We start from the raw sequence: 23954 nt of genomic DNA on the forward strand, positions 1-23954 counted from the left end.
GATGAGCAGGGGTTGGGACGTCGAGGTCCATCAGAACCGCTACCTCGGCGAAGGCGACACCGCGATGCAGGCCGTGGTCACCGTTTCCGCGCGCGCCGACGGCGACGCCGCTTTTCGTCCGCCGGGCGCGGAAGTGCTTCTGGTCGACTGCTCGACCTCGATGCGCTACCCGCCCACGAAGATCGCCGCCGCGCGCCGGGCCGCAGCCGCGGCGATCTGGGCCCTCCCGGACGGCGTCGCTTTCGCCGTCGTCCGCGGCACCGAGCGCGCCGACCTGGCGTATCCGGCGGAGTTCGGTCTCGCGGTCGCGTCGAACGAAACGCGGGCAGCCGCAGTCGCCGCAGTGGAGCGGTTCGTCGCGGTCGGCGGCACCGCGATGGGCACCTGGCTGGAGTGCGCAAGGCACCTGTTCGCTTCGGTGCCGGATGCAGTGCGCCACGCGATCCTGTTGACCGATGGGAACAACCAGTCGCAATCTCCGGAGGCACTGCGTCGCGAGCTGGACGCCTGTGAAGGCCAATTCGTCTGTGACGCAAGGGGAATCGGCGACGGCTGGCAACGCGCCGAGCTGGTCGAGATCGGCCGGGTGCTGCGCGGTTCCGTCGACTCGGTGGTGCGCGACGAAGACCTGGTCGACGACTTCCGCGCACTGATGGCCGCGGCGCTCGCCAAGGTCATCCCGTCGGCGCGGCTGCGGATCGGCGTCACCGAGCAGACCACGCTCCGGTTCGTGAAACAGGTCTGGCCGAGCGAATACGACCTGACCTCGCGCTGCGTCCCCGACGGCGACCGGAAAACGGTCCTCTCCCTCGGCTCCTGGAGCGCCGGCGAGACCCGGGAATTCCAGCTCGCGGTCGAGGTTTCGGCAGACGCTCCACCGGAATACGGCTCCGACCGGATGCTCGCCTGGGTCGAGGTCGACGGCTCACCGGATTCGGCGGTGCCCGTTCTGGCGCACTGGACCCGCGACCCGGTCGCACCGACACTGGTCGACCCGAAGGTGCGCCGCTACACCATGCACGCCGAGTTGAGCGAGGCACTGGTCAACGCCGACGAGGCCTACGCCGCGGGCGACCACGCCAGAGCGGCGCGGGAATGGGGCCAGGCCGTCGAAATCGCCACGCGGACCGGCAACACGGAGGTGCTGCGCCGGCTCGCCCGGGTAGTCGAAACGGACGGCGACGACGTGCGCCTGCGCCCCGAGGTCACCCGCAGCGAACTGCTCAACCTGCTGGTCTCCACGGTCTCGAACGTCGGCGGCGAACCTCGCGACACCCGCGCCGTGCCCGTTCCGGACGCCGAACCGGCGATCTGCCTGCAGTGCGGAAACCCGAACCCGTGCGACGCGCGATTCTGCGAGGAGTGCGGCGAACGGTTCGACGGAGGTGCCGCGTGACGCTGCGGACACGACAAGCGCTCGTGCGGATCCGGGCAGTGCTGCTGGCCGGGACCGTGCTCGCGCTGGTCACGTCGTACCTCGCGGTGAGCGGCGTGGTCCGGACAGCCGACCAGATCTCGTCCGCGACCAGCCGGGCGATCCTCGAGGTCGCGGCCGCGCGGGACGCCCTCGTGTCCGCCGACGCCGCCGCCATCGCCAGTTTCGCTTCCGGCGAAGCGAAACTGGCCGGTCCAGGACAGGAGTACGAAAACCGGATGGCGTCGGCGAGCCAAAGCCTCGCGCGCGTCGCGGAGTTCAACCAGGCAGGCGAGCCTGGCACCGGAACCCTGCAAACCGTCGAAGGCCTGGTCGCGTCGTACTCCGGCGCCATGGGCCAAGCGGACGCGCACTTCCGGCAACCCGGCGGGGAACTGGTCGGGCTGGCCGACCTCTGGTATGCCTCGCTGCTGCTGCACGGCCCCGACAACGTCCTCGACCTGCTGGGCAAACTGCAAAAAGACGAACGCGCCGCCCTGGACACCCAGATCTCCGGCACGAGGATGAGCGCGGGCCCGCTGATCCTCTGGCTCCTGCCGCCGCTCGTCCTGCTCGCCCTGCTGGTGTCGACGCAGGTCTTCCTCCGCCAACGCTTCCGCCGCCGCTTGAACCTGCCCCTGCTGGGCGCGACCGCCCTAGGACTGGGCGTCGTCGCGGGTCTGCTGCTGGCCGCCGCCCTCGCCGGACGCCTCGATACCGTGCGCAGCAGCGTGGACGAAGCAGTCGCCGTCCGAGAGAAAAGCATCGAAGCCGCCGACGCCGACGGCCACGCCCGCTTAGCCGCCCTCCTGTACCGACGCTGCGGCCCACCCGGCTGTGGGTCCACTGTGGACGATTTCCGCCGCCGAACCCTGTCCGCCTCGACCACCGCTCCAGCGCAGAACGCCATCACGTCCGCCGCCCGCGCCGTGACGTCCGCCGGAACCGCAGCCACCGAATCCGGCGGCCTGCCAGTGCTGGTCCCGGCCGCCCTGATCCTCGCCGGAGCCCTGACCGTCGTCGGCTTGTACCGAAGGATCGACGAATACCGGTACCGGCCATGAACCGTCCACTGTGGAAGAACCTGCTCCTGCTGGCCTCCGCCGCGCTGCTAGCGGCTTCGTCGGCGTGCGGAGTCGCCGCAGGCAGCAACACGCTCCAGGTGATCGGCGTCTGGACCGAAGGCGAGGAAGCCGCCTTCAACCAGGTCAAGCAACGTTTCGAAGCGAAGACCGGCATCGAAGTCCACTATCAAGGCACGCGCGCGGTAGAGCAGGTCCTGGCCGCAGACGTCCAGCAAGGCGCCGCCCCCGACATCGCAGTCCTGTCCAGCCCTGGCCTCTTGGCCGACTACGCCCGCCGCCGGGAAATCAAACCCCTCGACTTCCTGGAACCCCAAGCCGAATCCTTCTACGGCAGGCAATGGGTCAACCTGCAACGCCTCGGCACCGGAAAGCTCTACTCCGTCGCGGTGAAGGCCGACCTCAAAAGCGCGATCTGGTACCGCCCAGCAACCCTGCCCGGCCCGAAACCCAGCACCTGGCCGCAGCTGGTAACCCTGGCGAACAGCCAGAACACCCCATGGTGCCTAGGCTTAGCCGCCCCTCCCGCCTCCGGCTGGCCCGGCACCGATTGGGTCGAAGACATCCTGCTGCACTCCGCAGGCCCGGAGATCTACCGCCAATGGTCCGCCGGAACTCTCCCGTGGACCTCAGACCCAGTGCGCAAAGCGTTCCAAGACTGGGGCACCCTGGCAGTACACCCGGGCGGCATCCAAGGCGGCGCCCCCTCCGCCCTGCTCACCGACTTCCGAGACGCAGCCCGCCCCCTCTTCGCCGACCCGCCAGGCTGCCGAATGGAACACCAGGGTTCGTTCGCGATGGGCAGCTACCAAACCATGCACCTGCACACCCCGGCCGGCCCCCGCCCGCAACCGGGAACCGACTACGACTTCTTCCCGTTCCCCGGCTCCGGCGCGTCGGAGGTTTCGGCAGATCTGGCCGCGATGTTCGCCGACACCCCGCAAGCCCGCCAGTTCCTGGAGTTCCTGGTCTCGCCGGAAGCCCAGCAAATCTGGGCAGGCAATCCCAACGCGACCGCCTTCTCCGCAGGAACCGCCGTCGCGAAGAACGTCTACCGCGACCCAGTGCGCCGCAAGGTCGCCGACACCCTCACCTCAGGAAAACCCGTCTGCTTCGACGCCTCCGACCTAATGCCCAAAACCATGACCGGCGCCTTCTACCGAGCAATCCTCGAATACACCGCAGACCCCACCCAACTGGAACCTTTGCTGACCCGCCTAGAAGACACGAGAAAAAGGATCCCGAACGCAGACTGGCTCAACGTCCCCTGTGGACAGTGAAGCCGTGAGGGGAACCCTCATTGACTCTGATTCCCCCAGGGTGGCCTCACGACCGTTCGCCGGTCCGTGAAGGGCTCCTTCACGGACGTGGATTCCCTCAAGGAGCCCTTCACGCCCCACCCGCCAGCGCCCCACCCGCCCGCGATGCGCCCCAATGCGGCATTGGGTGCGTCAGACGCAACGAACGCCACATTGGGTGCGTCGCATGCACCCAATGCCACATTGGGGCGCTAGCCCCGCCACGAACGAAACCGCCACCGATGCACCCAACAATCGGTGCACCCACAACCCCCGCACCCCGATACGAAGCTCTCCTGCGGTCTGAGGGTGCTTGTCAAGGCATCTTTCCCGCCTTGACAAGCACCCTCAGACCGTCAGCACAATCAAGCTTCGGGGTGCCCCACGCACGCCAGAGCGCAATGTCGCCGCCAGGCGACGAGCCGAGACACCCCGAGGGAGGATTCACCCGCCCCCAAGCCCAGTCAGCGGTACCCCAGTAACCACGACCCCACTTAGCGTGACCCACGCAGGAAGAACCAACCCGGAAGGACCGAGCAATGATCAAACGCCTGTTCCAGACCGTCCTGCGGCACGGATGCTGCTCCGCCTGCACCGGCAAGGGCTGCGGCTGCTGCGCCAACTGCCACTAACCCCCAGGGGCCCGGCACCGAACGCCGGGCCCCACCACGTCGCCCAGGGAAGGTCACCCCCGAGCTTCACCTCTTGACCCCGCGAATCAGCAACATCACCGACCCCAGCACATCCGCCCGATCGCGCGCCGGATGAAAAACCTGCCAATCCAACGCCACCACGAGCATCGTCCCGAACAACCCAGCCGCGGCCGTCGCGATGTCCAGCCCCTCCGGCAACCGCCCAGCCGCGTCCAAGCGCTCCAGCTGCGCCTTCACGACAGCGATCAGCTCTTCCCGCAGCAACGCCAACGTGTCGTGCCACCGCCCCGGCGTATGCCACAACTCGCTGACCACGATCTGCGAAAACCCCGGATACTCCGCGATGAACTCCAGCGTCGTATCCACCTGAGCCTCGATCACCGCCAACGGATCGTCGTCCGACCCGGCAGCCCGCAACCGCCCGGCGAGCAGATCCACGCCGAACCGCAGCAGCGAGTCGACGAGCCCGTCCTTGGACCCGAAGTTGTAGTAAACGGTCCCCTTGGCGACCCCGGCCTCCGCCGCGATGTCGTCCACAGTCAGCCCGACCAGCCCGCGACTGGCCGACAGCCGCAAGGTGGCCTCGAAGAGCTTCCGTTTGGTCGTTTCCCTCACAGGCTCAGCTCGGGCTTGAGCGCCGAGACCGACCACACCCGGTGTTTGCGCGCCGCGAGGGTGGACAGCAGGATCCCGCCGACGAGGTACGCGACCAGCACCCCTACGTCACCGAGGATCTGCAGCGACGCGCCGGAATACAGCAGGTGCCGGAATCCGTCGATGGCATAGCCCATGGGCAGCACGATGTGCAGCGGATAGAGCGCGTCCGGAATGGTCTGCCACGGGAACGTGCCGCCCGCGCTCACCAGCTGCAGCACCAGCAGCACGAGCCCGAGGAACTTGCCGACCGCTCCGAAGAGCGCGTTCAACGCGTGCACGATCGACGTGAAAGCCAGCGACACCAGACAGGCGAAGCCGATCGCGCCCAGCGGATGCGCCACGTGGATGCCGACCAGCCAGGTCACCGCGGCGAACAGCACGATCACCTGCCCCAGCCCCAGCACGGCCGAGGACAGCCAGCCGCCGAGCGCCACGCGCAGCGGCGACGCGCCGGCGGTGAGTGCGCGCGTCGACAGCGGGCGGATCAGCAGGAACAGCACGAACGCGCCGATCCAGGTGGCCAGCGAGATGAAGAACGGCGCGAGCCCGGCGCCGTAGGTGCCCGCGGACGCGACGCCGTTCGACGTGACCGCGACCGGGTCGGCGATCGTGTTCGCGGTGGCGGTCCGGGTCGGGTCGTCCGGGTTCGGGATCTGCTTCAGCCCGGCGGCGAGCCCGTCGCGCAGCTTCGCCGAACCGTCGGCGAGCTGGTCGGTGCCGGTGACGGCGGTCTTCTCGCCGTCGTTGAGCTTCGCCGCGCCGTCGCGCAGCTGGTTCGCGCCGTCGGACGCCTGCGCGATCCCGTTGGCCAGCTGCGGCGAGGCCGACGCGAGCTGGTGCGCCCCGTCGGACACCTGCCGGGCGCCGCTGGAGAGCTTCTGCAGGTCGCCGTTGGCGGACTGGATCTTCCCGTTCGCCTGGTTCGCGTCCGTGCGCAGCTTGTCGTAGTCGGCCAGGATCGAGTTCTTGAGATCCTCCGACATCCCGGATTCCTGCAGCTTCGCGGCCAGCTGGCTGCGGTAGCTGTCGATCCGGCCCATCACGTCGGACGAGGCGGACGCGGCCAGCGAGCCCGCGTTCGCCACCTTCTGGTTGCCGTCGGCCACCTGGCCCGCCCCGTCGGCGAGCTTCTGCGTCTGGCTCGGCAGCTGCGCGGTGCTCGACTTGAGCGTGCCCAGCCCGGTCGCGAGACTGCTCGACCCGGTGGCGAGCTGGCCCGCGCCGTCGGACAGTTGATGTTGCCCGGTCTGAAGTTTCGCCGCGCCGTCGGCCAGCTGCTTGGCCCCGTCGGTCGCTTCGGAGATCTTGCCGTAGATGGTGGAGAAGCCGACGAGGAACTTGTCCGCCGCCTCGCTGCCCACCTTCTCCGCGATCGTCTTGCGGACCTGGTCGGCCACCTGTTTCGCGATGGTGCCGGACAGGTAGTTGTTGGCGTCGTTGGTGGTGAGCGTGATGGTCGCCTGCTCCGGCTCGAAATTCCCGGACGACAGCAGCGCCTTCGAGAAGTCGTGCGGGATGCCGATGGCGAACGAGTACTTGTCGTCGCGCACGCCGTCCCGGGCGTCCTTTTCGGACACTTGGTGCCACTGGAAGGTGCCGGACTTCACCAGTTCGTCGGTCACCTCGCGGCCGACGTTGCGCTCGGCCCCGCCGGAGTCCTTCGCGCCGGCGTCCTCGGTGAACACCGCGGCGGGCAGCTTGTCGAGGCGGCCGTAGGGGTCGTAGTTCGCGTAGAGGTAGAACGACGCGTACAGCAGCGGCACCATCACGAGCGCGAACATGGCGAGCTTCGGCAGCGTCCCGGTGGACAGCCTGCGCAGCTCGTTGCGCGCGATCCGGAACGCGTTCAGTCCGCCGGCCCGCTTGTGGGGGGTGGTCATGCCCGGTCTCCCTCGGAGTTCTCGGTTTCGGCGGTCAGTTCGGCGGTGTCCGTGAGCTGCTGGGTCTGCTCGGCCTCGGCGGGTTCCGGCGGGGCGTACAGCCGCACCGGGTCCGGCTGCTCGACCTCGCCGACCTTGGCGGGCGGGAAGGGGAGCGCCGACTCGGGCGTCGTCGCGGCCAGCACGGCCACCGCGAACCCGCGGGCGGCGTGCTCCTTCGCGACCGCGGCCCAGGTCTCGACGTTGCTGGTGTGCCGGTCGGGCGCGTCGAGGACGAGCACGCGCACGCCGTCGCGTTCGGCGGCCAGCGCGGCGAGCAGCCGGATGCGCAGCACGGGCTCGAGATTCTCGAACCGGCTGTCGGCATACGGAGCCGCGTCGTGCTGGGAGAGCCAAGCTGTGACAGCATCCTTGCTGGAAGGACGGTGTGCGAGCGCCAGTTCTTCGCCGGCGACGATGCGCAGCGACAAGGCCTCGTCCGGCTCGCTGACTCCCGGCGAGTCCACGACGGCCACGAGCCGCCGCAGGTCGCCCTCGGGTTCGGCGGTCACGGTCCCGGTGGTCGGCTTCAACCGCCCGGCCAGCGCGAGCGCCAGCGCGGTGATGCCGACGCCCGGTTCGCCGTGCACGACGGTGAGGCAGCCCTCCTCGACGGTGAGCGAGGTAGGCGGCAACAAGGGGCCGTGGGGACCCTTCAGGGACACCCGGTCGGCACGGACCTGCACAGGACACACTCCACGGATTTTGAACTGACTAGTCAGTTCAAAAGTTAGACCTGACCTGGCGAGGTCGGCAAGGCGGCTCGCCGGACGTCACACCAAAGAGCGGCGGCCTCAGCGCAAGGCCCACGCTGGGTGTGCCTCCCAGGACGTCCACAGCGGCCGGTAGCCCTGCCGGTGCCAGAACACCGACGACAGGGGATTGGTCGGGTTGTAGTAGAGGTAGGTGCCGGTCGCGCCCTGGTTCAGCAGCTCGCGGTGCGCGCGGGCCATCAGCGCGCGGCCGATCCCGCGGCCGCGGCTGCCCGGGGCGGTGACGACGTTGTTCACGTACCCCCAGCGCCCGGTCGGCAGCAGTTCGGCGGCCTCGTTCCCGGGCGCGGATTCCACCCAGTCGCATTGCGCGAGCGCCGCCACTTCGCCGTCGATCTCGGCGAGCCAGGTCGCCTTCTCGCCGAGCGCGCGGCGCAGCGCCGGGCCGAGCAGCTCCGCGGTCTGCTCGCGTTTCCGGTGCGCGACAAGGCCGGTGTAGTCGAAGGTCGCCGTGCACAGCGCCAGCGCCGCCGGGTAGTCGTCGGGTCCGGCGAGGCGGATCGACGCGTCCGCGGCGGTTTCTTCCGGCGCGACGGCGGGGCGAACCGCCAGTGCGGCCAGCGGAACCAGTCCGTGGTCGAGAAAAGCCCGGATGGCTTCGGCGTCGCGGCTCGGCCAGTTGACCACGCACGCCGAATCGGCGCCCGGCGCTTCAGTGTCCACTTGGGACCGAAGCGCGCCGAGCAGCGCGTCGAACGCTTCGGTGCCCGCGGTTTCCGGATCCGGGAACAGCTGCCACACCTCGGCCGCCGACCAGAGCAGGGGAGCGTCGCCCGGACCGTGCCGGTAGCGCTGGAGCATCGCGGAAACCCGCGTGCCGGACGCCGTCACCGCGCGCAGCCGCTCGCCGCCCGCGAGCGGGACGGGCGGCGGGAGGAGCGGGTCGAGTTCGGCGAATCGGCCTGCGGAGTTCACTGCCGCAGCGTAGCCGGTCAGTCGCGGCGGGTGCGGAAGATCGCGGTGCCGGGGAAAAGCCTGCCGCGCAGCGGGCTCCACTGGCCCCAGGTGCGCGTGTGGCCCGCCGGCCATTCCGGCTCGACGAGGTCCTCCAGCGCGAAGCCCGACGCGGCGAGCGCGCGCACGTAGTCGCCGAGCGTGCGGTGGTATTCGACGTAGGTCGCCGTGCCGTCGTCGTCGACCTCGACATATGGCGTGCGGTCGAAGTACGGCTGGGTCGCGGTGAGCCCCTGCGGCCCGGGATCGTCCGGGAAGATCCACCGCATCGGGTGGGTCACCGAGAACACCCACGGCGCGCCGGGGCGCAGCACCCGGCGCACCTCGCCGAACACGGTCTCCAGCGACGGCACGAAGGGGAGCGCGCCGAACGCGGAGCACGCGATGTCGAAACTCGCCGCGGCGAACGGAAGCCGCTCGGCGTTCGCCTGCACGAGGGGGACCGCCGCGCCGGTGCGGGCGTTCCCTTCGCGGGCGTGCCGGAGCATGCCGCCGGACAGATCGGTGGCGACCGGTTCGGCCCCGGCGGCCGCGAGCCAGCGCGAGCACGCGGCCTGTCCGCAGCCGACTTCGAGCACCCGCTTGCCGCGCACGTCGCCGAGCAGCCGCGCCTCTTCCTCGCGCACGCCCTCCGGGCACCAGACGAAATCGGCGTCGCCGAGGAATCCGCCGTGGGTAGCCTGGTAGTCGTCGGCATCCGCGTCCCACCAGGCCAGATTCGCCGCTTCCGCCTCGTTCCCGGCGACTTCGCGATGGGCGACGCCGACCGTGCCGAGCCGTTCCTCGGCGCTCGCGTGGCGGTCCGCCGGGGCCGCGGCGGGCTCGGGCATGCCGGTCTCCTCTCCCGGGTGCGGCCGGCTGGGCGCGGGGAATGCCCGGACCGGCGGAAACGTTGCGAGGAAGGTACCGGGAGCCGAGGGCGACCCTGATTGTGTCCCCCGGACAGGCCCGCGTACGATACGTGTTAGCGCAGTGGGGTTCGCGCTGCCTGGGTGACTACCCACCGGGGCCGCGCATCGTCAGCGGGTCATGCCGCGGTCGTTCACTGGTGGAACGTTTGGTCGCCGGACGTTTGAGCAGGGTCGTCGCATGCCGGTTGCGAGCCCGCCGCGTGCACTGCCGGTAGCCAACTTCACATCCACCTACGACACCCATCCACCGGAGCAACCCGCCTAATGACCACCGACACCGCCACCGCCCCGACCGCCCCGACCGGGGCCCCGCAGGTCGCCATCAACGACATCGGGTCGGAGGAAGACTTCCTCGCGGCTATCGACAAGACGATCAAGTACTTCAACGATGGGGACATCGTCGAGGGCACCATCGTCAAGGTCGACCGCGACGAGGTCCTGCTCGACATCGGGTACAAGACCGAGGGCGTCATCCCCTCGCGCGAGCTGTCCATCAAGCACGATGTCGACCCGGCCGAGGTTGTCGCCGTCGGCGATGAGGTCGAAGCCCTCGTTCTCCAGAAGGAGGACAAGGAAGGCCGTCTGATCCTGTCCAAGAAGCGCGCGCAGTACGAGCGCGCCTGGGGCACGATCGAGGAGCTCAAGGAGAAGGACGAGCCCGTCAAGGGCACCGTCATCGAGGTCGTCAAGGGCGGCCTCATCCTGGACATCGGCCTGCGCGGCTTCCTGCCCGCGTCGCTGGTCGAGATGCGCCGGGTGCGCGACCTGCAGCCCTACGTGGGCCGCGAGCTCGAGGCGAAGATCATCGAGCTGGACAAGAACCGCAACAACGTGGTCCTGTCCCGCCGCGCCTACCTCGAGCAGACCCAGTCCGAGGTGCGCAGCGAGTTCCTCAACGCGCTCGCCAAGGGCCAGGTCCGCAAGGGCGTCGTGTCCTCCATCGTCAACTTCGGCGCCTTCGTGGACCTGGGCGGCGTCGACGGCCTGGTGCACGTCTCCGAGCTGTCCTGGAAGCACATCGACCACCCGTCCGAGGTCGTCGAGGTCGGCCAGGAGGTCACGGTCGAGGTCCTGGACGTCGACATGGACCGCGAGCGCGTCTCGCTGTCGCTGAAGGCGACCCAGGAAGACCCGTGGCGCCAGTTCGCCCGCACCCACGCGATCGGCCAGATCGTGCCGGGCAAGGTCACCAAGCTGGTTCCGTTCGGTGCGTTCGTGCGCGTCGAAGAGGGCATCGAGGGCCTGGTGCACATCTCCGAGCTGGCCGAGCGCCACGTGGAGATCCCGGAGCAGGTCGTCCAGGTCAACGGCGACGTCATGGTCAAGGTCATCGACATCGACCTCGAGCGCCGCCGCATCTCGCTGTCGCTGAAGCAGGCGAACGAGGGCGTCACGCCGGAGACCGAGTTCGACCCCACCCAGTACGGCATGGCCGCCGAGTACGACGCCGAGGGCAACTACATCTACCCCGAAGGCTTCGACCCGGACACGCAGGAGTGGCAGGAAGGCTTCGACAAGCAGCGCGAGGAGTGGGAGCGGCAGTACGCCGAGGCCCACACGCGCTACGAGGCGCACATGGCCCAGGTCAAGAAGGCCGCCGAGGCCGACGCCGAAGCCGCTGCCGACGCTGCCACCGGCATCGAGGGCGGCGACCAGAGCTACACCTCGTCCGCCCCGGTCGAGGCGAAGAGCGGCGGCACGCTCGCCAGCGACGAGCAGCTCGCGGCCCTGCGCGAGAAGCTGTCGGGCGGCGCGTGAGCGACTGACTCGCTGAGTCTCTGACAAGTTCGGCCCCGGTCCCTGGCGGACCGGGGCCGAATTGTTTTTCCGGGTCTTGGGGCTGGCCGCAATGCTGCGGGACGACGTTGGGCCTCGCGGCGAAATCGGCGAATCTCGTACGCGGCACATCCCGACCGCAGCGCGGGCCCGGAGGCGTAGTCGTGCATCGAAGGCTCGAACACCGGGCCGCGGGCGTCGGGCCGAGCCGTTTTCCGAGGGTTGACGCACCGGGTGCGGGTAGTCGTGCATCGAAGGCTCGAATGCCGGGCCGAGCTGTTCTCCGCGGCTCGACGTACCGGGCGCGGGTCAGTTGCGCAGCCCGAGCCCGTCGATCGTCGCGTGGACTCCCCGGCGGTAGATGGTTTCGTGCGCGGATTCGTCCGAGCTGAGGAACCAGTCGTCGAGCGGGCTTTGCGAGCGGATCGTCAGCTCGACGCTCACCAGCCCGTGCATCGAGGTCCAGAGCAGGTAACCGCATTCCTGCGCGACGACGTCCGGCGGGCAGACCCGGTCGATTTTCGCGACGAACTCGGCGAAACTCGTGCGCAGCACTCCCGACCGCAGCGCCGGGTCGGGGTCGTAGTCGTGCACCGAGCGCTCGAACATCAAGCCGTAGCGGGCCGGGCTCTCCAGTGCGAACCGGCGGTAGGCGAGGGCGACCTCGACCAGCTCGGCGATCCCGTCGTCCTGCGGAACGGTGCGCAGTTCCTCGCCCAGCAGGTCGAAAGCCCGTTCGTACAAGGCGTCCAGCAGGCCGGTGCGGCCGCCGAAGCGCGTGTACACCGTGATCGTGGACGCCCCAGCTTGTTCGGCCACCGCGCGCACGGTCAATCCGGCGACGCCTCGTTCGCTGAGGACGGTCAAAGCCGCGTCGAGGAACCGGCCGCGGTTGTGCTGCTCCGCCGGCCGTGTCGAGAGATGCCGGGTGGCCATCTCCCACCCCCTTTTGCCCGTGCTCCGCGGGAAGCGCGTCCGCTTCTCGCAAGCAGAAGATACGATATTCACGGCTTCTTGGGAACGTCGTTCCCGGACCGTCCACAAGCGACCGCCCGGACCGGGCGGGCGGTGCCGAGCAGAAGGAATCCCTCCCCATGACCCAGCCGGAACCCGGCATTGTCGTCGTCACCGATGCCGGGAGCGGCCGCTATGCACAGCGCGTCACGACCGCGGGCCACGAATTCCTCGCCGACGAACCGGAGAGCGTGGGCGGCACGGACGCCGGACCCACGCCGTATGACCTGCTGCTGTCCGCGCTCGGCACCTGCACCTCGATGACGCTGCGGATGTACGCCGACCGCAAGGGGATCCCGCTGACCCGCACGACCGTCCGGCTCCGGCACGACCGCGTGCACGCCCGCGACTGCGAACGCTGCGAGACCGAGGTCGGGCTGATCAGCCGGATCACCCGGGAAATCTCCCTGGAAGGCGACCTCGACGACGCCCAGCGCGCACGGCTGCTGGAGATCGCGGACAAATGCCCGGTGCACCGCACGCTGAGCCACGAGATCGCGATCGAAACCCACGCGGTCTGACCCCGACCGGTCCGTGAAGGGCTCCTTGAGGGATTCAGAGTCCCTCGGGGAGTCCTTCACGGACTTCAGCACCAACGCCGAGGACTCAAGCAGAGCCTTGCGGGCACAGCTGAAGCGTGTCCGCCCAGGCCGACGCGGGTGGCGTGAGCGAGGTTCGTCCGTGAGGGCCACCCTGAGGGAATCAGAGTCCCTCAGGGTTCCCCTCACGTACTCGCCGTATTGCGCCGAGGTTGACGTCCTTCGTGGGTACCTCGCGGACCCTGTCGTGAGAGCGGCGGGTCAGGCGCGTTCCAGCGAAACCGAGGGGACCCAAGCACGTTCGAGCGCGGCTTCGCGGGCGCGGCGGCGGAGGCCGGCCAGGCTGTGCTTCGCGGGCACGAGCAGCGCGCTGAACCACGTGCGCCGGTACTCCGCTAGTGCGTCCGAGACCTGGCGATAGGAGACGCAGTGCACCAGACCCGGGGTGCCGAGCCGGTGCTTCCCGACGTGCTTCTCCGCCATTGTTCCTCCGTGTGGGCGACCCTTCCGCCGCGTACGGTACGCACTCGACCCGCGAAAACAGCGCAAGCACGCGGCGTGTCACCCACATCAGTTCGGCTACGCCCGAAAAAGTGCTTGCGTTTGCGCGGAGGGTGTGCGGGTACGTGTGCGATTGCACGTGCAGGGGGTCCGGTGTCGCCTGAGCGGGTGACGGCGGGGCTCGTTGCTCGTCCGGCCGCGAGCGGAGCGACGCCTCGGTGCGGCGAAGTCGTTCGGCCGTGGCGGTGGTCGGATGGCCGACAATCGGCACAGTAGGGTGTGGCCATGCTGCGAGTGGGCCTGACGGGCGGGATCGGTGCTGGGAAGTCGACGGTGGCGAACCGGCTGGCCGAACACGGGGCCGTCGTCATCGACTCCGACCGCATCGCACGCGAGGTCGTCGAGCCGGGCACGCCCGGGCTGGCCGCGCTGGCCGAGGCGTTCGGCGGGGAAATCCTCGCCGAGGACGGTTCGCTGGACCGTCCCGCGCTCGCCGCGCGCGCGTTCGCGGACGACGAATCGCGCAGGCGGCTGAACTCGATCGTGCATCCGCTGGTCGGACAGCGCACCGGCGAGCTGATGGCCGCGGCCGCGGACGACGCGGTGGTGGTGCACGACGTGCCGCTGCTCGTGGAGAACGACCTCGCGCCCGCGTATCACCTGGTGCTGGTGGTCGACGCGCCGGTGGAGGTGCGGGTGCGCCGGCTGGTCGAGGTGCGCGGCATGCCCGAGGCCGACGCGCGGGCGCGGATCCGGGCGCAGGCCGCGGAGGAACAGCGGCGCGCCGTCGCGGACGTCTGGCTCGACAACGGCGGCACGCCGGACGTCGTGCTCGCCGAAGTGGACGCGTTGTGGGCGGACCGGCTGGTGCCGTTCGAGGCGAACCTCCGGCTGCGCAAACCGCGTCCGCCCGCCTCGCCGGTGATCTCGCCGTACGACTCGAGCTGGCCGCTGCAGGCCGAACGCCGGCTGGCGCGGCTGCGGCAGATCGCGGGTTCGCGGCTGGTGCGCGCGGACCACATCGGGTCCACCGCGGTGCCGGGCCTGCCCGCCAAGGACGTCCTCGACCTGCAGCTCACAGTGTCCTCTTTGGACGATGCGGACGCGCTCGCCGAGGCGCTCGCCGACGCCGGTTTCCCGCGCCGCGAAGGCGAATGGTGGGACGACCCGCAGGGCGGCGACGGGAAGTGGCTCAAGCGGTTCCACCAGAGCGCCGACCCGAAGCGGCCGGTCAACCTGCACGTCCGGTCCACCGAAACCCCGGCGTGGCGGCTCGCGCTGCTGTTCCGCGACTGGATCCGCGCGCACCCGGACGAGCGCGACAGCTACGCCCAGGTGAAGGAAGAACTGGCGCGCAAGCACTCCGCGGACGGCACGGTCGAGCAGTACGCGGAAGAGAAGCAGGGCTGGGTCAACGAGGCGTTCGTGCGCGCGGAGAAGTGGGCCGGGCAAAGCGGCTGGAAGCCCTGAGCCGGAAAACCGGATGCGGATCCGCCGGGTGCGGGTTACCGTTCGCGGCATGAAGCGCGCCCAGTCCACGACGACGCCGGATCCCGTCCCGGCGCGCTGAACACTGCCATTCGAGCCCGGGGCGAGCGCCCCGGGCTTCGTCGTGCGCTCGCCTCGCCTTCCGTGAGGAGACCGCCATGCCCGACCACCGCAAACTCGGCCGCGAACTCGGCCTGTTCGGCAGCGACCCGCTGATCGGGGCGGGACTGCCGTATCTGCTGCCCGACGGCGCCGCCGTGCGGCACGTGCTGGAGGAGTACGTCCGCGAGATCGAACGCCGGGCCGGCTACCGGCACGTGGCGTCGCCGGTGCTGGGGAAACGCGAGCTGTACGAGCTTTCCGGCCACTGGGCGCATTACCGCGACGACATGTTCCCGCCGATGGATGTCGGCGGCGAGCAGGTAGTGCTGCGGCCGAGCCTGTGCCCGCACCACGCGCTGATCTACCGTTCCCGCGCCCGCAGCCACCGCGAACTGCCGCTGCGGCTGGCCGAACTCGGCGGGATGTATCGCGCCGAACTGTCCGGCGTCCTCGGCGGGCTCAGCCGGGTGCGGGCGATCCAGTTGAACGACGCGCACATTTTCTGCCTTCCCGAGCAGGTCGGCGCGGAGGTGCGGGATGCGCTCGCGCTGATTCGCCGCGTGTACCGGGACCTTGGCTTGAAACCCGCGCGCTACCGCCTTTCCTTGCCGGACAACCGTGGCAAGTACGCCGGTGCAGCCGACGCGTGGGAGCAGGCGGCCGAAGTGCTCGTCGACGCGCTCGACGGCATCGAGTACGAACGCGGTCCGGGCGAAGCCGCGTTCTACGGCCCGAAGATCGACATCCAGATCGCCGACAGTTCCGGCCGCGAATCGACCCTGTCCACCGTGCAGGTCGACCTGCACCAGCCGGCGCAATTCGGCCTCGAGTACGTCGGCCCGGACGGCCGCGCGCACCGGCCGGTACTGGTGCACCGCGCGGTGCTCGGCAGCCTGGAACGCGTGCTGGCACAACTGATCGAGGAACACGGCGGCGCGTTCCCGCCGTGGCTGGCACCGGTGCAGGTGGCGGTGCTTCCGGTTGGCGATGCGGAACTTCCGGCGGCCGAAGCGGTCGCGGAGGAGGCGATGGACGCCGGGTTGCGCGCCGAGGTCGTCCCGGCGGACCGGGGGAGCCTGGGCGCGCGGATCCGTGACCGGCGGCTGGTGCCGTACCAGGCGGTGCTCGGCCCGCGGGAGGCTGCGGAGGGGCTGATCGCGCCTCGGCTCCGGGACGGCCGGAAGCTGGATCCGTTGCCGGGCAAGGAGTTCGTGGCCGCGGTGGTGGCCCAGGTGGCGTCCCGCAGCAGCGAATTGTGGGGCTAGGACCCGATCAACCCGCGCTCGAAAGCCACCGCCACCGCCGCCGCGCGGTCTTTCACGCCGAGCTTCGCGTACGCGTGCAGCAGGTGTGTTTTCACCGTTGCCTCGCTGATGAACAGCTTCTTCGCCGCTTCCTTGTTCGTCGACCCGCGCGCGACGAGGTTCAGCACCTCGATTTCCCGCTGCGACAACGGTTCCTGGGCCGGTGCGCGCATCTGGCCCATGATCCGGCTCGCGACCGCGGGGGAGAGGACTGCCTCGCCGCGGGCGGCGGCGCGGACGGCGCGGAACAGTTCCTCGCGCGGCGAATCCTTCAGCAGGTAGCCGGTCGCGCCCGCTTCGATCGCGGGCAGCACGTCGGAATCCGTGTCGTACGTGGTCAGCACGAGCACGCGCGCCGGGTTGCCGAGGCGGGCGAGTTCGGTGATCGCGGCGACGCCGTCGGTTCCGGGCATCCGCAGGTCCATCAGCACGACGTCCGGGCGAAGGGCCTCGGCGAGCGTGACCGCCTCGGCTCCGTGCGCGGCCTCGCCCAGCACCTCGAAGCCGCGCTCGCCGGTGAAGATGCCGCGCAGCCCGTCCCGGACGATCGGGTGGTCGTCGGCGATGAGCAGGGTGATGGTCATGGGGCCCCCTCGGTCGGATCCAGTGTCGCAGCCGGGATCGCGGGCAGGCGCGCCGAGATCGCGGTGCCGCCGCCCGGTTCGGACTCGACGTGCAGGGTGCCGGCGAGGCGTTCGGCGCGCCGCCGCATGCCGGGCAGGCCGTGCCCGCCTTCCGCCGACGGCGGCGCGGGCGGGTGCGCGGGATCGAAGCCGACGCCGTCGTCGCGCGCGTCGAGAGTCACCTCGTCGCCCATGTACGACAGGGTGATCCCGGCTCGGCTGGCCCGCGCGTGTTTGGCCACATTGGACAGTGCTTCCTGGGTGATCCGCAGCAGGCTGGCTTCCAGCTCCGGATGCAGCGGGACGGCGGTCCCGGTGGTCGAGAATTCCGCGGGCACGCCGGTACGTTCGCTCCACAGCCGCGCGACCTCGCCCAGCGCTTCGGGCAGCGTCGCGGTTTCGAGCGGTTCCGGGCGCAGCGCGGCGACCGAACGCCGGGCCGCAGTGAGGTTTTCCCGCGCGAGCTGGGTGGCCGCGACGAGGTGGCGTTCCCATTCGGCCGTGTCGCCGCGGGCCTGGGCGGCGGCTTCGAGCTGGGTGATGATCCCGGTGAATCCCTGCGCGAGCGTGTCGTGGATTTCCTGGCTCAGCCGCTGCCGCTCGTCGAGCACGCCCGCTTCGCGCGCCTGCGTGAGCAGTTGCCGCTGCAGCCCGCGGTTCTCCGCCTCGGCCGCAGCCAGCTGGTCGAGCATCCGCTTGCGTTCGGCGTTCTGCCTGCCCACGGCGGCGAAGACCGCGCCGCCGCCGCTGATCGCCGCGGTCTGCACAGTCACCAGCGCGATCCAGATCCCCGGCGAGACCGACAGGGCGTGGATCGGCCCGCCGAGCGTCATGGTGTTGATCAGCAGCGACGTGACGCCGATGCCGAGCACGGCCAGCACCATCGGCTTCATCCGCATGGCGGCGAAGAACGCGTAGATCATGAAGATGACGAAGTACGTTTCGCGCGCTTCGAGGATCGCGCCGAACGTGACGACCCCGGCGAACGCCGCCGCGGCGGTCACCGGGTGATCGCGGAGCTTCGGGCTGAGCACGACGGTCGTCAACAGCAGCCAGACCGCGGCGCCGGCGGCGATCAGCAGGGTGGTCGTCCGGTAGTCGCTCGTCCGGCCGCTGCCCAGCACGGTGAGCAGGACGGAGACCGCCAGCAGGAGCCACGCGAGCACGGTCTCGGCCTGGCTGAACCACCGGTGCCACCGCACCGGCGTCCTTTCTTTCCACCCCACCGCCGGAGGCGTCAGCGAGCCCCGCCAGTCGAGTTTGACCCCCCGGAGGTCTTCGAGCCTCACGCCTTGAGGTCCTTCAGCTGCGGCCAGATCCCGGCCCAGGAGCCGATCCGGCCCTCGAGCAGCCAGATCGGCATGTGCCGGCTGGAATTCGGGACGCCGAGCCGGTTGTCGACCTCGCCGACGACGCGCGCGGACCGGAAGTGCGCGGCCAGCTTCGCCGGTTCGCGGCCGACGAACAGCACGGTGTCGGCGTTGTCGTTCGGGCGGCCGAAGTACCAGAAGCCGCGGCTCGCGCTGTACGCCTCGGGCAAGCCCTGCTCCGGCCCGTAGCGGCCGAGCGCGCCGGCTTGCCAGTACCCGCCGGTGACGAGCGCGGTGCGGGTCCGTTCCTCCGACGGCAGCGCGCGGTACTGCTTGGCGACGGACGCGGCCAGGTCCGGCCAGCCGTATTCCTCCATCGCGTACGCCGGGCGCGGCGCGGTCGGATGCTCGACCAGCCACTGCTCGGGCCACACCGGGAGCGCGTAGGGCAGGCTGTAGAGCGCGGAGAGGACGAACAGCGGCCACGTCGGAACCCAGCGCCACCACAACGCGGGCCGCCGGTCCTGCAGGTGCACCGCGGCGGCTGCCCACAGGATGCCGAAAGTGCCCGCGGCGTAATAGAACCGGCCGTTGCCGATCAGGAAGATCGCGAAGACGCCGAGCGCGGTCCAGCCGAGGAACCGGTACGCGCGCAGCCGGGCGCTGCCGATCAGCACAGCCAGCCCGTACAGCACGCCCAGCGCGCCGATGACCAGACCGGCTCCGGCGAGCAGCGCGGGCACGAACATCGCCCGGCCGCCCGCTTCCTCGACCTCGCGCGACACCGCGTCGCCCATGCCCAGCTGCGGCCAGCCGTTCGCGGCTTGCCACAGCAAGGTCGGCACGCACGCGACCGCGGCGATCGCCGCGCCTGCCCACAGTTTGGGGCGGCGCAACAGGTCCCGCGGCCCGAAGACGAGCGCGGTGATCGCGGTGACCGCCCAGAACCCGCCGATCAGGAACTTCACGTTGAGCCCGACCGCCGTCGCGACGCCGAGCCACAGCAGCAGGTTGTCGTCGCGGGTGCGGATCCAGCGCACCAGCAGCCACAGCACGATCGTCCACAGCAGCGGGTCCACAGTGGACGTCGCGAGGTAGTGGCCGCTGCCGACGAACTGCCCGCAGATCGCGTACGCCGCGGCGGCGCGGGTCTGCGCCTTGCGTTCGCCGCCCATTTCGCGGGCGATGAGCGCGGTGAACACCACGCCCGCGGCGGTCGCCAGGATCGCCGGGATCCGGAACACGACGAGCGAGCCCGGCGCGACCGAGTTCGCCAGCCAGGCGAGGAACGGCAGCACGGGCGGCTGGTCCGCGTAGCCCCACGCGAGGTGCTTGCCCGCGGCGAGGAAGTACAGCTCGTCGCCGAAGTAGCCGTAGCGGCCGGCGGTGGCGAGGAGTACGGCGGCGGTCCCCGCGGCGAGCAGGAAGACCGGCCGCCGGGCGAACCCGGCGAGCGCGCGGCCGGGCGTGCTCGGTGCGGTGGCCGTGGTCACGGCATCCATCCTGCTCCCTGTCGGCGAATCGGGGGCTGGCCTCGCCCGCACCCTACGGGCGAGGCCGTCCGCCGTCCCACTGCGGGTGCCGCCGGTCAAGTCCCGGTGTTCGCCAGCTCGGGCCAGATTTCCGCCCACGGCCGCAGCCGCGCCGTGGCCAGCCACATCGGGGTGCCGTCGAGCACACTCGGCTTCGCGTTCCCGGTCGTGACCGTGCCGACCGGCTCGAGGTGGGCGAAGCGCCCGAGCAACGGCCGGGGATCGGCCCCGACGAACAGGACGTCGCGCGCCGAATCGGGCGGGACGGCCAGCGTCGCGTACCCGCGGTTCGGGCTGGTCGGCGCGGGCAGGCCCAGGTCGGGGCCGTAGCGGTCGAGCGCGCTCGCCGTCCAGTAGGTCTCGCCGACGATCGCGGTGTGTGCCGGGTCGGGCACGCCGCGGAACGCCTTGGCGACCGACTGCGCCGCTTCCGGCCAGCCAACCTCACCGAAGGAGAAGGCGGGCGTCGGCAGCGACGGGTTCTTCTCGACCCAGGAGTGCGGCCACACCGGCAGCGCGGCGGGCAGCATCAGCAGCGCGGAAAGCACGAAGACCGGCCACGTCGGGATCCAGCGCCACCACCGCGCCGCCTGCCCGTTCTCGAGCTCCACCGCCGCGACCGCCCAGCACGGCACGAACATGCCCGCGATGTAGTACGAACGGCCGTTCACCGCGATGAACACCACGGCCAGCGCGAGCGTCGTCCAGGCGAGGAAGCGGTAGGAACGGAACCGCGGCGAACGCAGCAGCCGCCACAGGCCGTAGCCGAGCAGCACGAGCCCGATCGGGACGCCGGCGAGCAGCAGCACCTGCGGGATCCAGGTGAGCCGCCCGCCCCAGGACTGGCCGACCTCGTGCGAGATCGCCGCGCCCATGCCCAGCTGCGGCCAGCCGTGCTGGGCCTGCCACACGAGCGTCGGCACCAGCGCCAGCGCGGCGATCGCGGCCCCGGCCCACAGCAGCGGGCGGCGCAGCAGGTCGCGCGGGCCGCAGATCAGCAACGCGATCCCGGCGACGATCCAGAAGCCGCCGATCAGGAACTTCACGTACAACGCGAACGCGGTGACGATCCCGGCCCACAGCAGCAGGCCGTCGTGCCGGGTCCGGATCCAGCGGACGAGCAGCCAGAGCAGGACGGTCCAGAGGAACGGGTCGAGCGTCGAGGTCGCCAGGTAGTGGCCGCTGGCGACGAACTGGGTGCAGGCGGCGAAGGTCGCGGCGGTGATCGCCTGCGCGCGGGTGCGCCCGCCGAGTTCGCGGGCGATGAGCGCGGAGAACACGACGCCGGCGAGCATCGCCAGCATCGCCGGGAGCCGCAGGACGAACAGCGAATCCGGCGCGATCGCGTCCATCGCGCGGGCGAGCAGCGGCAGCAGCGGCGGCTGGTCCACGTAGCCCCAGGCCAGATGCCGTCCAGCGGCGAGGAAGTACAGCTCGTCCCCGAAGTAGCCGTAGTTGTTCGCGGTGAGCGCCATCGGCACCGCCATCAGGGCGGCGATGCCGAACACCGGCGTCCGGGCGAACGGCGCGACCGAGCGGGCTGTCGTGGCTTCTTCCTGTGTCGTGGTCATCGCGCTCACTCCCAGCGGAAGAATCGGGCGGCGAGCGTCGAGCACACGATGGCGAACACCGCGAGGGCCACCATCGGCAGCAAGTGCGGCGCGTGTCCGGCGGCGGTGTCGCGCAGGCTGCCGAGCGTCGCCCCGAGCGGCAGGACGTCAGCGATGTGCTGCAGCACCGGGGACAGTTGCTCCTTCGGCACCCAGACGCCGCCGAGCGCGAGCATCGGGAAGAACACCGCCGCGCCGATCCCGTTCGCCGCGCGGGCGCTCGGGACGAACGCGGCGAGCAGCGTGCCCATCGAGAACAGCGACACCGCGCCGAGCAGGGTGACCGCGAGGAAACCGCCCGGATTCTTCGGCAGGGCCATGCCGAGCGCGATCGTGCCCACCCCCACGACGAGCACGATCGCGACCACGGCGCTGGCGAGGTTCACCAGCAGTTGCGCGGCGAGCAGCCGCGACGGCGGCATCGGGCTGGCGGCCAGCCGCTTCAGCACCCCCTTCTCCCGGTGCGAGGCCATCGCGGCCGGCAGCAGGTACACCGCGAGCATGCCGAGCAGGAGCGCCACCGCCATCGGCGCGATCACCGTGGCCAGCGGCGACTCGCCGCCGTACTGGGCGCTCGGCTCGCGAGACCCCGGCATCAGCCCGAACACCAGCAGCAGCGCCAGCGGGATCCCGAGCACCGCGGCGGGCGCGCCCGGGTCGCGGAGGAAGATCTTCGCCTCGGCGACAGTCAGCTTCGAGAGCATTTCCAGGTCCCCCTCAGTCCAGTTTCCGGCCGGTCAGCGCGACGAACGCGTCGTCGAGGCTGGCCTGCTCCACCCGCAGATCCCCCGCGACGACGCCGGTGCGGGCGAGGAACGACGTCACCGCCTGCAGTGCGCCGTCGCCTCCGGTCACCACGAGGTGCGCGCCGTTCCGCTCGACCTTCCGCACGCTCGGCAGCCCGGCCAGCGCCTGCGGGTCCACCGGCGCGGAGGGGCGGAACCGGATGCGCTGCTCCCCGCCGACCCGGCCGACCAGCCCCGCCGGGGTGTCGGTCGCGACGACGCGCCCGGCGTCGATCACCGCGATCCGGTCGCACAGCCGTTCCGCCTCCTCCATGAAGTGCGTGACGAGCACGACCGTCACGCCTTCCGCGCGGACGGCTTCGACGAGGTCCCAGGTGTCGCGGCGGGCCTGCGGGTCGAGACCGGTGGTCAGTTCGTCGAGCACCACCACCTCGGGGCTGCCGATCAGCGCGAGCGCGATCGACACGCGCTGCTGCTGGCCGCCGGAAAGCTTGCGGTAGAAGGTGTTCCGCTGTTCGGTGAGCCCGAGCAGGCCCATCAGCCGCGCCGGATCGGCCGGCGTGCGGTACATCGCGGCGAACAGGTCGAGCACCTCGCGGACGCGCAACCGGTCGGGCAGCCGGCTTTCCTGCAACTGGACGCCGAGGCGCTGGCGCAGTTCGCGGACGTCGCGCCGCGGGTCGAGCCCGAGCACCGAAACGGTGCCGCCGTCGGGGGAGCGCAGGCCCTCGACGCATTCCACCGTGGTGGTCTTGCCCGCGCCGTTGGGGCCGAGGATCCCGAAGATCTCGCCCTGCTCGACGGTGAACGAAACGTCTTCCACGGCGGTCTTCTCGCGATAGCGTTTATGGAGGTTCCGCACCTCGATGACCGGCATTGCCTGGGAGTCCCCTCTCGAATCGCAGCGGTTGCTGCCTTCGAGAATCCCGGCCGGAGCGGCCGATCGGATCAGCGGAACGGCGCGACTTCCGGTCCACCGGCTGTCCGCCGCGCATCCACCGATCGGTGGATGCGGAAGTAGATCATCGGGTTGTCGCGCCCGGTGTGCACGGCGCTGTCGACGCCGAGTTCGCGCCTGAGTTCGGTGAGGCAAGCGTACGCGTGTTTCGCGCGGGCACGTGCCGCGGTGAAGTACGGGGTCTGCGTTTTTTCCAGCCAGCGCACCACTTCGGTGCCTTCGGTGAACGGCAGCGGGGTGGCGCGGTGGAACACGTCGTGCACGCTCACCGCGGCGTCGATTTTCGGGAAGACGTCGGAGAGGTACCACCTGGCGAAGCGCGCGCCGTGGTCGGCGTCGATGAAGAGATAGTCCACATCGGACAGCACCGTGCCGGCGAGGGTGCGCGCGTCGCCCTGGCGGAACTCCCAGCGGCCCTTCGCCAGCGCGTGCGGGACCGTCTTGGTGGCGTTGCCGATGAGGTCGATCGTGGTCAGCTTGCCGGTGCCGTTGTCCGCGAGCGCGCGGAGGATCCAGCTCGTCGACCACCCGTGCAGCGAACCGATCTCCACGACTTTCTCCGGGCGCAGGTGCCGCAGGAGCAGGTAGGTGATCTCCGCCTCGACGTCGTCCAGTTGCGTCTTCATCGCCGGATGCGCGTTTCGGTGCGCCCGCTGAGCGTCCTTCGCGGCACGCAACGCTTCGGTGTGTTCGCGGTACAGCGAGCGGACGAGGTCGAGCGTCACCTGGTGTGCGGTTCGTTCCATGCCGCTGATCGTGGCCGGGCGAGCCGCCCCGGGTAATCCGGCTG

The 23954-nt window shown here is 70.5% G+C and carries 21 protein-coding genes; 7 read left to right on the top strand and 14 right to left on the bottom strand.

Going from position 1 to position 23954, the window contains the following annotated elements:
• The first annotated feature begins 1 nt into the window (after position 1).
• From FKO37_RS21975 to FKO37_RS21985, 3 genes are read left to right on the top strand one after another with little or no spacing between them, the layout of a single operon-like run.
• Positions 2 to 1396, top strand: coding sequence for a VWA domain-containing protein (locus tag FKO37_RS21975; protein ID WP_238605628.1), 1395 nt, complete (start codon positions 2 to 4; stop codon positions 1394 to 1396).
• The gene (locus FKO37_RS21980; RefSeq protein ID WP_238605629.1) at positions 1393 to 2478 is read left to right on the top strand and encodes a hypothetical protein; all 1086 of its coding nucleotides are present in this window, start codon (positions 1393 to 1395) and stop codon (positions 2476 to 2478) included. The genes FKO37_RS21975 and FKO37_RS21980 overlap by 4 nt, the downstream gene beginning before the upstream one ends.
• The gene (locus FKO37_RS21985; protein WP_238605630.1) at positions 2475 to 3776 is read left to right on the top strand and encodes an ABC transporter substrate-binding protein; all 1302 of its coding nucleotides are present in this window, start codon (positions 2475 to 2477) and stop codon (positions 3774 to 3776) included. The genes FKO37_RS21980 and FKO37_RS21985 overlap by 4 nt, the downstream gene beginning before the upstream one ends.
• A 716-nt stretch (positions 3777 to 4492) precedes the next feature.
• Here FKO37_RS21985 and FKO37_RS21990 read toward each other — a convergent pair.
• The 5 genes from FKO37_RS21990 to FKO37_RS22010 all read right to left on the bottom strand — a co-directional run bounded on the left by FKO37_RS21990 (position 4493) and on the right by FKO37_RS22010 (position 9580).
• Positions 4493 to 5062 carry a TetR/AcrR family transcriptional regulator gene (locus tag FKO37_RS21990; RefSeq protein WP_037818094.1) on the bottom strand — a complete coding sequence of 190 codons (570 nt, stop codon included), beginning with the start codon at positions 5060 to 5062 and terminating at the stop codon, positions 4493 to 4495.
• Positions 5059 to 6954: a YhgE/Pip domain-containing protein gene (locus tag FKO37_RS21995; RefSeq protein ID WP_134668029.1), complete on the bottom strand. Its 1896-nt coding sequence runs from the start codon at positions 6952 to 6954 to the stop codon at positions 5059 to 5061. The genes FKO37_RS21990 and FKO37_RS21995 overlap by 4 nt, the downstream gene beginning before the upstream one ends.
• A gap of 26 nt (positions 6955 to 6980) precedes the next feature.
• Positions 6981 to 7709, bottom strand: coding sequence for an ABC transporter ATP-binding protein (locus tag FKO37_RS22000; RefSeq protein WP_238608313.1), 729 nt, complete (start codon positions 7707 to 7709; stop codon positions 6981 to 6983).
• Positions 7710 to 7817: 108 nt separating this feature from the next.
• Complete coding sequence (locus FKO37_RS22005) at positions 7818 to 8711, bottom strand: GNAT family N-acetyltransferase (RefSeq protein WP_238605631.1); 894 nt, start codon at positions 8709 to 8711, stop codon at positions 7818 to 7820.
• A gap of 17 nt (positions 8712 to 8728) precedes the next feature.
• Positions 8729 to 9580 carry a class I SAM-dependent methyltransferase gene (locus FKO37_RS22010; protein ID WP_238605632.1) on the bottom strand — a complete coding sequence of 284 codons (852 nt, stop codon included), beginning with the start codon at positions 9578 to 9580 and terminating at the stop codon, positions 8729 to 8731.
• A gap of 345 nt (positions 9581 to 9925) precedes the next feature.
• Here FKO37_RS22010 and rpsA point away from each other — a divergent pair, with 345 nt between their 5' ends.
• On the top strand, positions 9926 to 11419 hold the full coding sequence (gene rpsA / locus FKO37_RS22015) for a 30S ribosomal protein S1 (RefSeq protein WP_037818097.1): 1494 nt from the start codon (positions 9926 to 9928) through the stop codon (positions 11417 to 11419).
• A gap of 327 nt (positions 11420 to 11746) precedes the next feature.
• On the opposite strand, the gene FKO37_RS22020 is transcribed toward rpsA, so the two are convergent.
• On the bottom strand, positions 11747 to 12373 hold the full coding sequence (locus FKO37_RS22020) for a TetR/AcrR family transcriptional regulator (protein WP_037818099.1): 627 nt from the start codon (positions 12371 to 12373) through the stop codon (positions 11747 to 11749).
• A 158-nt stretch (positions 12374 to 12531) separates the two neighbouring features.
• Here FKO37_RS22020 and FKO37_RS22025 point away from each other — a divergent pair, with 158 nt between their 5' ends.
• Entirely contained in the window at positions 12532 to 12972 is a 441-nt protein-coding gene (locus tag FKO37_RS22025; RefSeq protein WP_238605633.1) for an OsmC family protein, read from the top strand.
• A 279-nt stretch (positions 12973 to 13251) separates the two neighbouring features.
• Here the strand turns inward: FKO37_RS22025 and FKO37_RS22030 are convergent, their stop codons facing one another.
• Complete coding sequence (locus FKO37_RS22030; protein ID WP_037818102.1) at positions 13252 to 13473, bottom strand: hypothetical protein; 222 nt, start codon at positions 13471 to 13473, stop codon at positions 13252 to 13254.
• Positions 13474 to 13776: 303 nt separating this feature from the next.
• Between FKO37_RS22030 and coaE the strand changes: the two genes are divergently transcribed.
• On the top strand, positions 13777 to 14961 hold the full coding sequence (gene coaE / locus FKO37_RS22035) for a dephospho-CoA kinase (RefSeq protein WP_037818103.1): 1185 nt from the start codon (positions 13777 to 13779) through the stop codon (positions 14959 to 14961).
• A 176-nt stretch (positions 14962 to 15137) separates the two neighbouring features.
• Entirely contained in the window at positions 15138 to 16346 is a 1209-nt protein-coding gene (thrS, locus tag FKO37_RS22040) for a threonine--tRNA ligase (RefSeq protein ID WP_037818104.1), read from the top strand.
• On the opposite strand, the gene FKO37_RS22045 is transcribed toward thrS, so the two are convergent.
• The 7 genes from FKO37_RS22045 to FKO37_RS22075 form a co-directional block, all read right to left on the bottom strand.
• Complete coding sequence (locus FKO37_RS22045; RefSeq protein WP_037818105.1) at positions 16343 to 16969, bottom strand: response regulator transcription factor; 627 nt, start codon at positions 16967 to 16969, stop codon at positions 16343 to 16345. The genes thrS and FKO37_RS22045 overlap by 4 nt on opposite strands.
• The gene (locus tag FKO37_RS22050) at positions 16966 to 18210 is read right to left on the bottom strand and encodes a sensor histidine kinase (RefSeq protein WP_238605634.1); all 1245 of its coding nucleotides are present in this window, start codon (positions 18208 to 18210) and stop codon (positions 16966 to 16968) included. Before FKO37_RS22050 ends, FKO37_RS22045 begins: the two co-directional genes overlap by 4 nt.
• A gap of 83 nt (positions 18211 to 18293) precedes the next feature.
• Entirely contained in the window at positions 18294 to 19811 is a 1518-nt protein-coding gene (locus FKO37_RS22055) for an ArnT family glycosyltransferase (RefSeq protein WP_374204370.1), read from the bottom strand.
• Between the two features lie 95 nt (positions 19812 to 19906).
• A complete protein-coding gene (locus FKO37_RS22060; protein WP_238605636.1) occupies positions 19907 to 21421 on the bottom strand; it encodes a glycosyltransferase family 39 protein in 1515 nt (504 codons plus the stop codon).
• Between the two features lie 5 nt (positions 21422 to 21426).
• Positions 21427 to 22164: an ABC transporter permease gene (locus FKO37_RS22065; RefSeq protein ID WP_238605637.1), complete on the bottom strand. Its 738-nt coding sequence runs from the start codon at positions 22162 to 22164 to the stop codon at positions 21427 to 21429.
• A gap of 13 nt (positions 22165 to 22177) precedes the next feature.
• Positions 22178 to 23083, bottom strand: a complete 906-nt coding sequence (locus FKO37_RS22070; RefSeq protein ID WP_134729118.1) for an ABC transporter ATP-binding protein — start codon at positions 23081 to 23083, stop codon at positions 22178 to 22180.
• A 71-nt stretch (positions 23084 to 23154) separates the two neighbouring features.
• Positions 23155 to 23910: a class I SAM-dependent methyltransferase gene (locus FKO37_RS22075; RefSeq protein WP_238605638.1), complete on the bottom strand. Its 756-nt coding sequence runs from the start codon at positions 23908 to 23910 to the stop codon at positions 23155 to 23157.
• Between the last annotated feature and the right edge of the window lie 44 nt (positions 23911 to 23954).

The sequence above is a fragment of the Amycolatopsis sp. Poz14 genome (assembly GCF_006704225.1).
In the GTDB taxonomy this organism is placed as follows: domain Bacteria; phylum Actinomycetota; class Actinomycetes; order Mycobacteriales; family Pseudonocardiaceae; genus Amycolatopsis; species Amycolatopsis nivea.